Source organism: Deinococcus humi, from assembly GCF_014201875.1.
GTDB lineage: Bacteria > Deinococcota > Deinococci > Deinococcales > Deinococcaceae > Deinococcus > Deinococcus humi.
This window is the reverse complement of sequence record NZ_JACHFL010000015.1, coordinates 1-13,791: the sequence shown is the minus strand read 5'-3', so window position 1 is coordinate 13,791 and position 13,791 is coordinate 1. Positions and strand designations below refer to the sequence as shown.

Annotated in this window: 16 protein-coding genes and 1 tRNA gene; 4 read left to right on the top strand and 13 right to left on the bottom strand. The window is 65.0% G+C overall.

Going from position 1 to position 13,791, the window contains the following annotated elements:
* Nucleotides 1-3 precede the first annotated feature (3 nt).
* From acs to HNQ08_RS20285, 4 genes are all read right to left on the bottom strand, one after another.
* On the bottom strand, nucleotides 4-1,956 hold the full coding sequence (acs, locus tag HNQ08_RS20300; protein ID WP_184136259.1) for an acetate--CoA ligase: 1,953 nt from the start codon (nucleotides 1,954-1,956) through the stop codon (nucleotides 4-6).
* Between the two features lie 383 nt (nucleotides 1,957-2,339).
* Nucleotides 2,340-3,914 carry a right-handed parallel beta-helix repeat-containing protein gene (locus HNQ08_RS20295; protein ID WP_184136257.1) on the bottom strand — a complete coding sequence of 525 codons (1,575 nt, stop codon included), beginning with the start codon at nucleotides 3,912-3,914 and terminating at the stop codon, nucleotides 2,340-2,342.
* A gap of 362 nt (nucleotides 3,915-4,276) precedes the next feature.
* Nucleotides 4,277-4,353 (bottom strand) — tRNA-Pro (locus tag HNQ08_RS20290).
* Nucleotides 4,354-4,424: 71 nt separating this feature from the next.
* A complete protein-coding gene (locus HNQ08_RS20285) occupies nucleotides 4,425-6,839 on the bottom strand; it encodes a putative bifunctional diguanylate cyclase/phosphodiesterase (protein WP_184136255.1) in 2,415 nt (804 codons plus the stop codon).
* Between the two features lie 260 nt (nucleotides 6,840-7,099).
* Between HNQ08_RS20285 and HNQ08_RS20280 the strand changes: the two genes are divergently transcribed.
* From HNQ08_RS20280 to HNQ08_RS20265, 4 genes are read left to right on the top strand one after another with little or no spacing between them, the layout of a single operon-like run.
* Complete coding sequence (locus HNQ08_RS20280) at nucleotides 7,100-7,891, top strand: tetratricopeptide repeat protein (protein WP_184136253.1); 792 nt, start codon at nucleotides 7,100-7,102, stop codon at nucleotides 7,889-7,891.
* Nucleotides 7,892-7,950: 59 nt separating this feature from the next.
* Nucleotides 7,951-8,514, top strand: coding sequence for a DUF2239 family protein (locus HNQ08_RS20275; RefSeq protein WP_184136251.1), 564 nt, complete (start codon nucleotides 7,951-7,953; stop codon nucleotides 8,512-8,514).
* Nucleotides 8,511-8,837, top strand: a complete 327-nt coding sequence (locus HNQ08_RS20270; RefSeq protein ID WP_184136249.1) for a GIY-YIG nuclease family protein — start codon at nucleotides 8,511-8,513, stop codon at nucleotides 8,835-8,837. The genes HNQ08_RS20275 and HNQ08_RS20270 overlap by 4 nt, the downstream gene beginning before the upstream one ends.
* On the top strand, nucleotides 8,795-9,388 hold the full coding sequence (locus tag HNQ08_RS20265) for a hypothetical protein (RefSeq protein ID WP_184136247.1): 594 nt from the start codon (nucleotides 8,795-8,797) through the stop codon (nucleotides 9,386-9,388). Before HNQ08_RS20270 ends, HNQ08_RS20265 begins: the two co-directional genes overlap by 43 nt.
* 89 nt (nucleotides 9,389-9,477) lie before the next feature.
* Here HNQ08_RS20265 and rplL read toward each other — a convergent pair whose 3' ends face one another.
* The 9 genes from rplL to HNQ08_RS20220 form a co-directional block, all read right to left on the bottom strand.
* Nucleotides 9,478-9,843 (bottom strand): 50S ribosomal protein L7/L12, encoded by a 366-nt coding sequence (gene rplL, locus HNQ08_RS20260; protein WP_184136245.1) that lies wholly within the window; start codon nucleotides 9,841-9,843, stop codon nucleotides 9,478-9,480.
* Between the two features lie 76 nt (nucleotides 9,844-9,919).
* On the bottom strand, nucleotides 9,920-10,423 hold the full coding sequence (gene rplJ / locus HNQ08_RS20255) for a 50S ribosomal protein L10 (RefSeq protein ID WP_184136242.1): 504 nt from the start codon (nucleotides 10,421-10,423) through the stop codon (nucleotides 9,920-9,922).
* Between the two features lie 216 nt (nucleotides 10,424-10,639).
* Nucleotides 10,640-11,335 (bottom strand): 50S ribosomal protein L1, encoded by a 696-nt coding sequence (gene rplA / locus HNQ08_RS20250; protein ID WP_184136240.1) that lies wholly within the window; start codon nucleotides 11,333-11,335, stop codon nucleotides 10,640-10,642.
* The gene (gene rplK / locus HNQ08_RS20245) at nucleotides 11,328-11,762 is read right to left on the bottom strand and encodes a 50S ribosomal protein L11 (RefSeq protein WP_184136238.1); all 435 of its coding nucleotides are present in this window, start codon (nucleotides 11,760-11,762) and stop codon (nucleotides 11,328-11,330) included. The genes rplA and rplK overlap by 8 nt, the downstream gene beginning before the upstream one ends.
* Nucleotides 11,763-11,908: 146 nt before the next feature.
* Nucleotides 11,909-12,481 (bottom strand): transcription termination/antitermination protein NusG, encoded by a 573-nt coding sequence (gene nusG, locus HNQ08_RS20240; RefSeq protein ID WP_184136236.1) that lies wholly within the window; start codon nucleotides 12,479-12,481, stop codon nucleotides 11,909-11,911.
* Nucleotides 12,478-12,657: a preprotein translocase subunit SecE gene (gene secE / locus HNQ08_RS20235; RefSeq protein WP_184136234.1), complete on the bottom strand. Its 180-nt coding sequence runs from the start codon at nucleotides 12,655-12,657 to the stop codon at nucleotides 12,478-12,480. The genes nusG and secE overlap by 4 nt, the downstream gene beginning before the upstream one ends.
* 75 nt (nucleotides 12,658-12,732) lie before the next feature.
* Nucleotides 12,733-12,900: a 50S ribosomal protein L33 gene (gene rpmG / locus HNQ08_RS20230; RefSeq protein WP_029479293.1), complete on the bottom strand. Its 168-nt coding sequence runs from the start codon at nucleotides 12,898-12,900 to the stop codon at nucleotides 12,733-12,735.
* A gap of 154 nt (nucleotides 12,901-13,054) precedes the next feature.
* A complete protein-coding gene (locus HNQ08_RS20225) occupies nucleotides 13,055-13,630 on the bottom strand; it encodes a pyridoxamine 5'-phosphate oxidase family protein (RefSeq protein WP_184136232.1) in 576 nt (191 codons plus the stop codon).
* A 66-nt stretch (nucleotides 13,631-13,696) separates the two neighbouring features.
* The coding region (locus HNQ08_RS20220; protein WP_133009300.1) for an EF-Tu C-terminal domain-related protein at nucleotides 13,697-13,791 on the bottom strand (95 nt) is incomplete at its 5' end.

Sequence of the window (13,791 nt, the reverse complement as noted above, 5' to 3'; positions counted from 1 at the left end):
GGCTTAGACCGCCGCCGTCTCGGCCAGTCGCTCCAGCACGCCGGGGTCTTCCAGTGTGCTGGTGTCACCCTCGATGGCCTTGCCCGCCGCGATCTGGCGCAGGAAACGGCGCATGATCTTGCCGCTGCGGGTCTTGGGCAGCGCGTCGGCGATGTAGATCGCGTCCGGGCGGGCCAGGGCGCCGATCTCGCGGGCCACGTAGGCACGCAACTCTGCCGGGTCCACCGTCTGCTCGCCCTGCGGCAGCACGAAGGCCACCACGCACTCCCCCTTGATGTCGTCGGGGCGGCCGACCACGGCGGCCTCGGCCACGCTGGGATGGGCCACCAGGGCCGACTCGATCTCCATGGTGCCCAGCCGGTGCCCCGAGACGTTCAACACGTCGTCCACCCGGCCCATGACCGTGATGTACCCGTCGGCATCACGGCGCGCCCCGTCCCCCGCGAAGTACACACCCTCGATCTCGCCCCAGTACGACTTGCGGTAGCGCTCGTCGTCGCCGTACACGGTCCGCAACATGCTGGGCCAGGGGCGCTTGATGACCAGCAGGCCACCGTCGTCCGGTCCCAGTTCCTCCCCCGAGCGGGTCATGATGGCGGGTTCGATGCCGTACATCGGCAGGCCCGCGCTGCCGGGTTTGGCGGGGTGTGCGCCGGGCAAGGTGGTCAGCATGATGCTCCCGGTCTCGGTCTGCCACCACGTGTCGATTACCGGGCAGCGGTTCCCACCGATCACGCGGGCGTACCACATCCACGCCTCGGGGTTGATCGGCTCGCCCACCGAACCCAGCAGGCGCAGGCTGCTCAGGTCATATTTTGCTGGAATGGCGTCGCCCTGGCGCATCAGCGCGCGAATCGCAGTGGGCGCGGTGTACAGGATGGTCACCCGGTGCTTCTGCACGATGTCCCAAAAGCGCCCCCAGTCCGGGTGGTTGGGCGCACCCTCGTACAGCACCACCGTCGCGCCGTTCAGCAGCGGGCCGTACACGCTGTAGCTGTGGCCGGTCACCCAGCCCACGTCGGCGGTGCACCAGAACACGTCGTCGTCTTTCAGATCAAAGACCGTCCCGGTGGTCAGGTAGGTCCCCACCATGTAGCCGCCGGTGGTGTGCAGCACACCCTTGGGCTTGCCCGTGCTGCCGGAGGTGTACAGCACGAACAGGGGATGCTCGCTGTCCAGTGGCGTGGCCTCGTGCTCGTCGGAGGCGGCCGCCAGCGCTTCGTGCCACCACACGTCGCGCCCCTCCTGCATGGGGGGGTTGCTGCCCGCGCGGTTCACCACCAGCATGTGTTTCAGGCCCGGCGTCCGGTCGGCGGCCTCGTCGGCGTTGCCCTTGAGGTTCACCAGCCCGCCGCGCCGCAGCCCCGCGTCGGCAGTGACCAGCACCTTGCTGTCGGCGTCGTTGATGCGGTCACTCAGCGCCGAGACGGAAAAACCCCCGAACACCACGCTGTGCACCGCGCCAATGCGGGCGCAGGCCAGCATGGCGATCGCGGCTTCGGGAATCAGTGGCAGGTACAGCGTCACGCGGTCCCCCGTCTGTACCCCCAGATCAAGCAGGGTGTTGGCGGCCCGCTTGACCTGCCCCAGCAATTCCGCGTAGGTGAAAGTGCGGACCTCGCCGTCCTCGCCCTCCCAGATAAAGGCCCGCTTGCTACCCAGGCCGCGCTCCACCTGCCGATCCAGGGCGTTATACGCGATGTTGGTCTGACCGCCCACGAACCAGCGGGCATGGGGCTCCTGCCAGTCCAGCACGGTTTCCCAGGGGGTCATCCAGCTCAGTTCTCCGGCCACCCCGGACCAGAAGGTGTCCGGGTCATCCAGGCTCTGGCGGTAGCGGCGCTCGTACTCTTCACGGGTGACGTGCGCCCCCGCCACGAAATCGGCAGGCGGTTGAATGACGCGGGTCTCGTGCAGCATGTTGTCGATGTGGTCGCTGGATGTAGGGTGCGGCATCGGGAAGAACCTCCGGGACAGAAGAGTCGGCGTGAGCGTGGCCCGGCAGCGCGGGGCGTCACAGGGTATGGGGCTTGCTGTCCACTGTAGCGCTGTCCCTGAGCCGGACAAGGCGACTGTCACCAGGCAGGAACTGGACCCGGTTCAATCCTGCGCCTCCAGTGTTGACTGCCGACGGCCTATCTTGGTGTTGTCTACCGGCCACCGCGCGCTAACTCCTAGGCTGGCAGTCACTTCTGACTCTAAGGCCAGTTTGAGTCGCCCTTCCGGGTCCAGTGGGTGGCTACAGGTCCGCTGGCTTTTGTCCCCGTTGAGCTGGAGGAAGTTGCTTCCCCGGTAGCGGCACCTGTCGCCGGGCCCAAGGTCGCCCAAGTCAGCTCCTCCTACAGTTCATCCACGTCGCTCAGCCCTGCCGCCCTGGCCCGTGCCTCCCAGTCGGCCACCGCCCGCGCCAGCATGGCCGGTGTAACAGGGCCTTTGGGGGCGCTGCGGTTCTTGATGCTGGTGACCTGTTTAGGGTCCAGGTTGTAATCCCAGCGGGCGTTCGGGTTGTCCTTCGTGGGACGGCCCCACCCGGAGAGGTTGTCCTGAAAGACGACAGTGGCTGGGTCACTCGCCTTCTTGCTGTAGTTGCGGGCGTAGAAGCCCGCGTCGGGATCGGCGTCCAGCAGGGTGCCGTCGGGCAACTGGCCGGTCCCCAGGACCACGTTGTCCAAGACGCGCATGTGATGGCCGCCCGCCACGGCAATGCCGTAATTGCTGGTCTCCAGGACCGTGTTTCCCACAGCCTCCTGATGCTCTCCGCTAGCGTCTCCCAAAAGGATGCCGCCGCCGCTGTACCGACCCGATGGCGGCGTGCCGTAGGCCCCGTTGATCAGATTGTCGTGCACCCGGATCGGCGAGGCCGCCGCGCCGCTGGACGCAAAAAGACTGATGGTGTCCTCGACGTGTGACTTCCGCGCCGTGTTGTCGATGCGGTTCCACCCGATGTCCACACCGGGCGCGTTCTTCACGTCGTTCAATTGCAGGAACTGGACCCGGTAGAACTTGTCCTGAAAGCCGCCCTTGCCGTTGCTGTAGCGGCCCTCGATGTCTCGTGCCCGGTTGTAGCGCACGGTCACTGGGGCCACGTTGCCGCCCGTCCAGCCGTTCAGGTAGATGCCGCTGGTGTCGGACAGGGCGTTGCGCTCGATGGTGACGGACTTGAACCCCTCGGCATGGACGAAACGGCCCGGTGTCCGGGTCACGTCATCCGGGTTCAGCCCCTGACCCGTGCAACCGCGCACGGTGAGCTGGGCAGCCACCCACGGGGCCTTGATTAGGATGCCCTTCCCGCGCAGGGCACAGTTCTCGATGACCACCGGCTCGCCGGTCATGACAAGCACGGCGGGCGTCTTTGCGTCCAGCGATTCCCACGCGCCGCTGTACGTGCCGCCTCGGGTGATCGTCAGGGGCGAGGCATAGACCAGTGGGGATGCAGGCGTGGGTTGTGCCCCGCTAGGCACAAATACCTGGCAGACTTTCGTCTTCCCAACGACTGGATCGCCGAAGGTGCCGTTGCCACAGGTGAGGGTGCCGCTCAGGCCGTCTTTGACAGTCCACACGTCGCCCAGGCCGTAACGCACGCGTCTGGGGTGGCTCAGGAAGAATCGCTTCCCTTCCGTGGTGAACGGAACCCAGGAGCCTGCCGTGTCGGCCGTGGAAGGATTAGATGCAAGGGCTGGCGCCGGCGCAACTGCCACGGGTGGGGCGGGCGGCAGCTTGGCCGTCATGGTGTCGCCTGGATTCAGGGCTCCACCAGCGGTCAGGGATTGGCCGTTGACGTGTCTGGTGGGCGAACTGGGGGTCACGTTCTGCGCGTGCAGGGTGCGCGGTGCGCTGGGCTGATGCTGTGGGCTCTGGCACGCCATGAGCAGCAATGGCAGCAGGCAGGCGTGCTGGAGAGAGGTCTGGGTCATGGGGTTCTCTATAGGACAGGAAACAGCCCCCGCTTTCAAGGCGAGGGCTGTTTTAAAGGGTAAAGCTGCCATCCGCCGGCTAGCGATCTATCAGGATTTGAGCTCCAAAGCATTGGCGGATTGCCTGGTCCATCCCGACGCCAGCACTCTATTGACGTAGGCGGCCATGTCTTTGAAGAACTTCGCGAATGTGCCCTCCAGAGGGTCAGGAACCTACTGCGTGAGCGGACTCCTGGGCACGAGATGCAACCCTAGAAATGGTCTCCCAAAGCCAGTTGCCGTCAGCGTTGTTGAGGGCTTCTTCTGGTGATCTGGCCTGCTCATCAAAACGAAAAAGACCTGCTCATTGAGCAGGCCCTTGCTGGTCGAGGCGGCGAGATTTGAACTCACGACCCCTACCACCCCAAGGTAGTGCGCTACCAGGCTGCGCTACGCCTCGATTCCCAGCCTCAAGACTATAGATGGTGAACAGGATTCGGTCAAGGGGAGGTGATCCTGCCCTGCCGGGGGTCACAGGGGAGGGAACGGCTGTTTCAGTGCGGCCCCGAGCCTGCTGGTGGTTTTCAGAGCGTTTTGTGGCTGACCCAGCCAGAAGCCCTGGGTGAGGGCACAGCCCAGCTCCGTCGCCGCTGCCCACTGCGCGCGGGTTTCAACGCCCTCGGCCACCACGCTCAGGCCGAGCGCTCTGGCCAGGGCGACGCTGGCCTGCACGGCGCGTCGGGCCTGTTCCTGCCCGCTCGGGGGACCATCCAAGGCGCCGATCAGGCCGCGGTCAAGCTTGATGAATTGCACCGGCAGTTGCAGCAGGGGCGCGAAGGCCGAACGCTGCACGCCGAAGCCGCCCAGGGACCAGTGCACCCCCTGTTCCTGCACGGCGCGCATGACGGCTGCGGCCTGAACCTCGACATCGGTGGGCGGCTCGGTGACCTCAAGTTCCAGATCGGGGCCGCTCAGGCCATACCGGGCGAGCGCTGCGCTGACCTGGCCCGGCAGGTCCTGACGCCCCAGCTGGCTGCGTGAGATGTTCACGGCCACCCGAAGTCCACCGCGACCGGCTGCGTGCCAGAGCGCAAGCTGGGCGCAGGCCTCGTTCAGCACCCAGTTGCCCAGCGCATCATCCAGCCCGAGATGCTGGACCGTGGGGAGGAACTGGCCGGGGACCAGCAAGCCCAATTCCGGACTGTTCCAGCGCAGCAGAGCCTCTAGGGCCACGGTCTGCTGCGCCGCGTTGCAGATGGGCTGGTAGGACAGGCTGAACTCGCCACGTGCCAGCGCGCCGCGCAGCCGCTCACTGACCTCGGCCTGGGACTGCTGCTGGGTCACCTGCGACAGGAAGAGGCGAGCGGCACCTTTACCGGAGCGTTTGGCCTCATACATGGCGACGTCGGCGTGCATATACAGGCTCTCGGCGTCAGCGCCGCTGTCCGGATACACGCTAACCCCCACCGAAGCACTGATCCTGACCGGATGGCCTCCCAGATCGAAGGGTGAGGTGAACAACTCCAGCACCTGCTGGGCGCGCGCCTGCGGCGGTTGCGAGGTCAGCACCATAAACTCGTCGCCGCCCAGCCGGGCCGTGAACTCGCCGGGCAGCTGTGCGCCGCGCAGGCGGGCGGCCACCTTGATCAGCAATTGATCCCCCACGGTATGCCCCAGCGTGTCGTTGACCCCCTTGAAGCCGTCCAGGTCAAGGAACAGGACGGCCAGCGGTGGGGCCTGCTGTTCCCCTGCAGGTGGCTGTTGCTGGCGCTCCACTGCTTCGCCCAGCGCGGTCAGAAAACCGGCGCGGTTGGGCAGGCCCGTCAACGAATCGTGATGGGCTTGCCACGCCAGCTCGCGGGCGTGTACTTCCAGCTGGGCGCGGCCCCGCTCGACCTCAGCGGTACGGGTGGCCACGCGGCTTTCCAGGGTGGCGTTCAGTGCGGCCAGCTGTGCGGTCAGGGCGGCATTGTCGGTCAGGGCCGCAATCTGGCGGGCAGCCACCAGCAGCGTTACGCCCGCCGTACCCCACAGGACGCCGCGTGCGGCCAGCGAATCCTCGCCCTGGGTCAGCAGGCTCAGGGCAAAACAGACAGTCAGGCCCAGATAGGGGGCCAGGGTGTACACGATGTGAGTGAATTGGGGTGCGGCGCGGGCCACCACTACCTCCGGATGGCCCGGCGGCACAACACGCCGGGAATGCCAGGCCGCCACTGCGAACAGCGTTGCTCCGGCGGTCCACAGAAGGTCTACCGGCAGACCGGACACGAAGCCGCCGTAGTCATCAACGAACAGATGCAGCGTGTTCGCTATGACGAAGGCCATGAGGCCCAGAGCCATCAGGCTTTCTTCCAGTCGCAGGCGCTCACGGCGTCGGATGACCATCAGCAGCAGCCCCAGCGCGTACAGCCCGAGGACCGGGTAGCTGAGGTTGACCAGGGTGCCGAACGGGCTTGCCTGCGTCGTCCCCTGCACCGAGGCCAGTGCTCCGTACCACAGCGATACGCCCAGGGCGCCCGCCACGATGCCGACATCCAGGGTCAGCCGCCAGGCCTGGGCCCGCCGCAGGGGCTGGCGCGGTAGGGCCAGGCAGGCCAGGATGAACAGCACGTAGAAGCCCAGGTAGAAGGTGTCCAGCGCCGGGGGAAAGGGCGCGGCCCCGTTCAGCCACCTGAGAAGGACGTAGAGCGTATCGCTCACAGCATAGAGGCCGAGCGCCCACGCCATCCAGCGCCAGGTCCGGGCGGTGTCGGGTGGAACGCGCGCCGCAAACCAGCAGGTCAGGGCCGACGCGTACAGAACACCCAGCGCAAAGGTCTGCGGCAACCAGTGCGCGCCCACGCCGCGCGGCTGTAGGGCCACCCAGACCAGATGGGCCAGCCCGAGGAGGGCGGTCGTCAGCAGGGCCACCCGCAGTGGCTGCCGGTCTGCTGGTCCCATGGTCATGTCGCCTCCCGCCTCACAGCGCGCTGGTCCAGACACCACCCGGCAATCCAGGAAGGCGCGCCCGCAGGCAAAGGTGGCTGGACATAGGCCCGTATCCTAAGCCGTGGCGTGTCACCACTTTCTTGTGTGGCGGCATCTCGATGAGAGTGAATTCACTTTTTGAACTTCCGGTCAATTGAACGGCCTCCGGGAGTGTTGTGTGCTGGCTGGAGCAATCCTGGCCCCTGTCTTCGGGCGGCTGGCCGTCTATCATGGGCCGAATGGACGCCATCCAACCCTACCTTCCGCTGATTTTTAACGTGTTGCGCGGGCTGGCCGTAGTGGGCCTGGTGCACGCCATCGTGACCCGTCAGCAGATCTTCTGGATGTTCCTGCTGGGTTTCGGGGCCCTGCTGGGCAGCATTTTTGGCATGTTGGGGGCTCTGGCTTACACCTTTCTGGTACTGATTCCCTCGCTGCGCGGCAGCGGACGGGTGGCCGGACAGGCAGTCTCACGTGGCGTGGAGGCCCTCAAGCCGCTCGATACCCGCATCCGTGATTCACAGGAACGCCTCCTGGAGAGTGACACCCTGGAGAACCGCGCGGGTCTGGCCGCCCTGCTGGCCCGCGCCGGACGCCGCGACGAGGCGCAGGCCACGCTCGATCCGCTCTTGAGCGGCATCTATGCCGACGACCCAGTGGTGCTGCTCACCAGCGCCGAACTGGATCTGGCGCGTGGCAACCCCGCTGAGGCCGAGATCCGATTGAACGCTGTGGACCTCAAGACCAGCGCCGCCACGCGGACCCGTGCCCTGACCCTGCTGGCCCAGGCCCAGGAAGCCCAGGGTCGCCCGCAGGCCGACGCCACCTACCGCGACGCCATGACCGCCGCCACCACCGAGGAGCCGCGTGCCCGCTACGCCGCCTATCTGATCAAGCAGGGCCGCACGGCCGAAGCGCAGACGGTCCTGGAGGCCATTGCAAAGACCGAGAGCCGCGCCACCGGGCTCTACCGTCGCCAGGAGCGCGAGTGGTTCGATCTGGCCTCTGGGTTGAGGCGTGAGCTGAAATAAGCCATTTATATTACCCGGGTGGTATTGCTCTGGTCATTCTACCCGGATAGTATTTTCCTATGGATCACTTGCCGACATGGACTGTCTTTCAGGGAGAGGAACGTCTGCTCACCGCCCCGCTTCAGGAAGTGCTGAGTCTTCTCAAGACTCACGAGAGGGCGGCTTCCCAGCCTCTGCTGACCTTCGACGATCAGACCGGCCGGCAGACCGATTTCGATCTGCGGGGCACCCTGGAGGAGGTGCTGGAACGACACACCCCCGCCCCCGCAAAAACGGGTCCGGGGCGCCCCCGGCTCGGCGTGGTGGCGCGTGAGGTCACGTTGCTGCCCAGGCACTGGGACTGGCTGGAGGCCCAGCGCGGGGGAGCCTCGGCGGCGCTGCGACGGCTGATCGACGAGGCCCGCAAGGCTGATCCGGACGGTGAGCGCCGCCGTCAGGCGCAGACGGCCACTGACCGTTTTCTGGGCGTGATGGCGGGTGACCTGCCCGGTTACGAGGACGTCACCCGAGCCCTGTACGCAGGCGACGGCCCGGCCTTTGAAGCTCAGGTGCGAGACTGGCCTGAAGACATCCGCACACACACCCTGTACCTGGCCGCCCCCGCCTTCGTGGGACAGGCATGACTGCGCCGCGCCAGTACAAGGATTTCACGCCGCGCATGGGGGTCTACCGCGTGACCCATACGCCCAGCGGATGCACCCTGCTGGGCCACAGTCTGCATCTGGAGGGCATGCTGAACCGCATCCGCTTTCAGCTTCAGAACGGTCTGCATCCGCAGAAAAGCATGCAGGCCGACTGGCGGGCCGATGGTGCCGACGCATTTACCTTCGAGGTGCTGGACGAGATTACCCCGAAGAATCCTGGCGATGAACCCGTGGACGATCTCAAGGAGTTGCTGGCGTTATGGCAGGAGAAACTGAATCTTCTCCCAGCACAGCGCTACTAGCGCCAGGGCTGACCGCGGCGCAGTTGACGCTCCTGGCCGCACACCCCTCGTCCAACACCCGCGCGGCAGTGGCGGGCCATCCCAACACGCCTGCCGCTGTGCTGGGGCATCTGGCTGCCGACCACCCTGCCGAGGTGCTGGGCAACCCGGCCCTGCAGCTGCTGCGGCTGGCCCAGCCTGATCTGCTGGAGCGCTGGCCGTCTGACGCCGTGTTGACGCTAGTGGCTCAGTCTCAAGCCCCCGACTGGTTGAGGCGTTACGCGCTGGCGCATGCCGACGCCCGCTTTCAGGTGGCTGTGGCCGCGCATCCTGCGCTGGACACACGCACCCTCCAACAACTCGTCCTGCACCCGATCTGGAAAGTGCGGGCGCGGGTGGCCGCCCGGCCTGAGCTCTTGCCGGAAGTGCTGGGCACGTTGCTTCAGGACGGCGATTACGGTGTGCGGCTCGTGCTGGCCGCCCGCGCCGATCTCCCCCCGGAGGCTGTGGAACTGCTGCGGCGGGACGCCTCGCTGCTGGTGCGGCAGGCTGTGGCGCAGCGAACAACCTGAGCGGTCAGCCACTCGACCACAAAAAACCCTCTGGCCATAGAGGACCAGAGGGCTGCACTCCCGGTTACGGGGTTTGGATCTAGAACGCCTTACTTCAGCTCGACGGTGGCGCCGGCGGCTTCCAGCTGGGCCTTCATCTTCTCGGCCTCGTCCTTCGCCACGCCTTCCTTCAGCGCGCCGCCCTTCTCGCTCATGTCCTTAGCTTCCTTCAGACCCAGGCCGGTGATGGCGCGGATTTCCTTAATGACGTTGATCTTGCTGGCCCCGGCGCTCACCAGAACCACGTCAAATTCGGTCTTCTCTTCGGCCACAGGAGCCGCCGCAGCGCCGCCACCGCCCATCGAGACAGCAGCGGTAACGCCCCACTGCTCTTTGAGGCCGTCGATCAGGTCCGCGAGTTCCATGATGGTCAGAGTGCCGAGTTGGTCGATCATTGCCTGTTTGTCGTATGCCATGTTGGTGTTCCTCCAGAAGTGGATTTAATGCTGGGAATGGAGCTGTAGAGATTTCGGTGGAAAATGGTGGAGACGCTTAAGCGCCCGCGCCGTCTTCTTCGAGTTTGGTTCTGTAGGCTTCGAGGATCCCCACGAAGTTGCTGAGATGCGCGCTGAGGACGCCGACCAGCTCGGCCTGCAGGGTTTCCTTGCTGCCCAGGCTGGCCAAGCGGTTGACGACGCTCACGTCAACCTTGTTGCCTTCCAGGAAGCCGCCCTTGACGGATGGGATGCCCCTGTCGTTGCCCTTGGCCGCGTCAGCCAGGGCCTTCGCCACACCGGCGGGGTCGGACTGGGCCAGCACCAAGGCGCTGGGACCTTTCAGGGTGTCGGCGAAGTCACGGCCGCCCTCCTGAAGGGCACGGTCGATCAGGGTGTTCTTGGCAACGATCAGCTGCCCGCCCTTCTCGCGGATGTCTTGGCGCAGTTTGCTCAGCTGTCCGGCACTCAGGCCCTGGTAGTCGACGACGTAAAACGTCTCGATCTCATTCAGGCTCTGCTTGAGGGTGCTGAGGGTCTGCACGTTCTTGGGATTTGCCACGCAGTGAACCTCCTCGTGGTTGAACAAGTCTGCAGGTGCAAGTTCGCCTTCTGGCACTTCGCAGCCTGGCAACTCGGCGGGATGTTTAAACCGGGCAAGGGTCCCCGCTGTCTTGGGTGCCGCACTAGAAACGAATTGGGAAGAGGTGCGAAGTTGCACCGGGGTGCCGGAAGTTAGGAATGAGGGAGAGGACTGACCGCTCCCTCAGGAGGATGGTCAGGACTGGGCGCTGAGGCTCAACGGAATGCTCGGCCCCATCGTGGTGGTCAGGAAAGCGGTCCGCAGGAACACGCCCTTGGCGCTGCTGGGCTTGGCCCCTTCCAGCGCGGAGACCAGCGCGGCGTAGTTGGCACTCAGGTTGGCCGGATCGAAGCTGGCCTTACCGATAGGTGCGTGGATCACGCCGGTCTTGTCGTTGCGGAATTCGATGCGTCCGGCCTTGAGGCTGGAGACCATGCCGGTCACGTCGGGCCCCACCGTGCCGCTCTTGGGGTTGGGCAGCAGACCGCGCGGCCCCAGCAGGCGGGCCAGTTTCTGACCCACAGAGGCCATCATGTCGGGTGTCGCCACCACGGCATCGAACTCCATGAAGCCGCCGGCGATGCGCTCGATCAGCTCGTCGCCGCCTGCCACGTCTGCGCCAGCCGCTTCGGCCGCCGCAATGTTGTCGCCCTTGGTGATCACGGCCACGCGCACGCTACGGCCCGTGCCGTGCGGCAGGGAAACCGTGCCACGCACGTTCTGGTCACTCTTGCGGGGATCGATGCCGAGACGGAAGTGAATCTCGACCGTCTCGTCGAATTTCGCCGTGGCGATGTCCTTGACCAGGGCAGCTGCCTCGTCGATGGTGTACTGGCGGGCGTGGTCGACCTTGCCTTCCAGTGCGCGGTAGCGCTTGCCGTGCTTAGGCATTGGGGCCTCCCTCAATGGTGACGCCCATGCTGCGCGCGGTGCCCGCGACGGTGTTGGCGGCGGCTTCCACGCTGCCTGCGTTCAAGTCGGGCATCTTGGTCTTGGCGATTTCCAGAACCTGATCCCAGTTCAGCTTGCCGACCTTGGCCTTATTGGGCGTGGCGCTGCCCTTCTGGAGGTTAGCGGCCTTGCGGATCAGGTAGCTCATGGGAGGGGTCTTTGTGATGAAGGTGAAGCTACGATCCGCGAAGATGGTGATCTCGACGGGGATGATCGCGTCGCCCTTATCGGCGGTCAGGGCGTTGAACGCCTTGGTGAACTCCATGATGTTCGCGCCGTACTGACCCAGCGCGGGGCCGACAGGCGGGGCCGGGGTGGCCTTGCCTGCAGGCAATTGCAATTTGACGATACCGGTCACTTTCTTCATTTCGACTCCTTAGCTCCCCCTGAGGTGTCCGGGGTGCTGGCGCTAAGTTCCGCCTGTGCTGCCCATGTCGGGCAGTTCGACAGCAACTTTTCCATTTTACTCGCTCAGCCCCCTCTCTGCCAAGTGCGGCAGCTGGGGGACCGGGCCTACTTGGCGACCTGGCTGAAATCCAGTTCCACGGGCGTTTCGCGGCCGAAGATGCTGACCAGCACCTTGACCTTGGCCTGCGGCACGTTGATCTCGCTGATCACACCGCTGAAGTCCGCGAAAGGACCACCGGTGACGCGCACCATATCGCCCGCCTTGAAGTCGGCCTTGACGCGCGGCGCTTCCGCGGCCTTGGGCTGCACGCCCACGCCCACCGAGGACAGCAGACGCTGGACCTCCTCGTACGACAGCGGAACGGGACGGGTGGCCGTGCCCACGAAGCCGGTCACGCCACTGGTGCCGCGCACCACTTCCCACGACTCGCCCAGTTCGCCGGGTGAATCGTCGTCTTCCACGTCCATCTGCACGAAAACGTAGCCGGGGAACAGCTTGCGCTCCACCGTTTCCTTTTTGCCACCCTCGCGCAGTTCCACAGCCTTCTCGCTGGGCTGCAGCACCTGAAAGATCTTGGTGCCGCGCATGCCCAGCTTCCCTGCGCGGTCCATCAGGTGCTGTTCGACACGGTCTTCCTGACCCACGTAAGTGTGGACGGCGTACCATTCGATGCTCATGGCAACACCAGTCGGATCAGGTTGCTGAATAGCAGGTCCAGCACATACACGATGAAGGACAGGGCCACGACGAAGATCAGCACGGCCTGCGTGCCTTCGAACACCTGCTGGCGCGTCGGCCACGACACGCGGGCCAGTTCAGCGCGCGAATCACGGAAGTACTGAGTCAAGTTCATGCATTCACCTGCGGGAGAGGAAGGAACTGAAACGGCATCTCTGGGCTGCAGACGCTGGCCCAGAGAGAACCGAAATCAGACCTTCTTCTCCTTGAAGACCACATGCTTTTTGGCCATGGGGTCATACTTGCGCAGTTCCAGCTTGGCCTGCGTGTTGCGGCGGTTCTTGGTGGTGGTGTAGTAGAAGCCTGTGCCAGCAGTGCTTTCCATTTTCACGATAATGCGGGGTCCGTCTTTCGCCATGGTGATCTGCTCCTTTCGCAGCTCCTCTAATCCAGAGGAAACGCTGCTCCCAGCGCCCGCTCGTGGCGGGATGATTCGCTGGTAAAAGCCCGCCGGGGTGGCGGGCAACACCCACGAGTATAAACCGTCATGGTCAAGGTGTCCACCGCCGGTTTCAGGAAGGCCGAGTTTCGGCGATGGGCATTTTGCCGATGAGCAGCCCTGTCGGAAAGCCGTCGATGCTGCGGGTATTCTTGCTCTGCTGATAATCGCTCAATTGTTCTTCGCCCAGTGTGCGGTGAACGTCATTCAGGGTTTCTCGCCCGGCCTGAAAGCCCATCAGCGGCACAGCCATCCCGCAGGAGGTCTGTACCAGATCGACGTCCATCAGGTAGATCTGACGCGCGGCCGGCAGCGGGAGGAACTGGGCGTAGAGGTCAGGCCACTCGGTCTGGTCCGGCTGAACCATGCGGGCTGTGCCGTACAGCCGCAGGATCAGCGGCGCACCCTCAAAAGCGCAGAACATCAGGGTCATGCGTGGCAACTGCAGTAGATGCACGGCGGTCTCGTTGCCGCTGCCCGTCACATTAAGCCACATCACCCGGTTAGGCCCCAGCACCCGCAGGCTGTCCATCCCCTTGGGCGATACGTTCACCCGCCCTTCCGCCGCCGCTGTGCCGACGAAAAAGACTGGCTGCTTCTCTATAAACGCCTGGTGGTCCGGGTCAATGGCTGCAAACTGTTTTGCCATACCGTCAGGCTAACCGAACGAAAAAGGGAAGGCCTGAAGGCCTTCCCTTTTTTATCGTCTTGGAACTTACTCCAGGACCTTGGTGACAACGCCGGCGCCGACGGTGCGGCCGCCTTCACGGATGGCGAAACGCAGGCCTTCTTCCATGGCGATGGGCTTGA

Excerpts from the sequence above, each read along its gene's own strand:
- acs (WP_184136259.1), bottom strand. The coding sequence starts at position 1,956 with ATGCCGCACCCTACATCCAGCGACCACATCGACAACATGCTGCACGAG.
- HNQ08_RS20295 (WP_184136257.1), bottom strand. The coding sequence starts at position 3,914 with ATGACCCAGACCTCTCTCCAGCACGCCTGCCTGCTGCCATTGCTGCTC.
- HNQ08_RS20285 (WP_184136255.1), bottom strand. The coding sequence starts at position 6,839 with ATGACCATGGGACCAGCAGACCGGCAGCCACTGCGGGTGGCCCTGCTG.
- HNQ08_RS20280 (WP_184136253.1), top strand. The coding sequence starts at position 7,100 with ATGGACGCCATCCAACCCTACCTTCCGCTGATTTTTAACGTGTTGCGC.
- HNQ08_RS20275 (WP_184136251.1), top strand. The coding sequence starts at position 7,951 with ATGGATCACTTGCCGACATGGACTGTCTTTCAGGGAGAGGAACGTCTG.
- HNQ08_RS20270 (WP_184136249.1), top strand. The coding sequence starts at position 8,511 with ATGACTGCGCCGCGCCAGTACAAGGATTTCACGCCGCGCATGGGGGTC.
- HNQ08_RS20265 (WP_184136247.1), top strand. The coding sequence starts at position 8,795 with ATGGCAGGAGAAACTGAATCTTCTCCCAGCACAGCGCTACTAGCGCCA.
- rplL (WP_184136245.1), bottom strand. The coding sequence starts at position 9,843 with ATGGCATACGACAAACAGGCAATGATCGACCAACTCGGCACTCTGACC.
- rplA (WP_184136240.1), bottom strand. The coding sequence starts at position 11,335 with ATGCCTAAGCACGGCAAGCGCTACCGCGCACTGGAAGGCAAGGTCGAC.
- rplK (WP_184136238.1), bottom strand. The coding sequence starts at position 11,762 with ATGAAGAAAGTGACCGGTATCGTCAAATTGCAATTGCCTGCAGGCAAG.
- nusG (WP_184136236.1), bottom strand. The coding sequence starts at position 12,481 with ATGAGCATCGAATGGTACGCCGTCCACACTTACGTGGGTCAGGAAGAC.
- secE (WP_184136234.1), bottom strand. The coding sequence starts at position 12,657 with ATGAACTTGACTCAGTACTTCCGTGATTCGCGCGCTGAACTGGCCCGC.
- rpmG (WP_029479293.1), bottom strand. The coding sequence starts at position 12,900 with ATGGCGAAAGACGGACCCCGCATTATCGTGAAAATGGAAAGCACTGCT.
- HNQ08_RS20225 (WP_184136232.1), bottom strand. The coding sequence starts at position 13,630 with ATGGCAAAACAGTTTGCAGCCATTGACCCGGACCACCAGGCGTTTATA.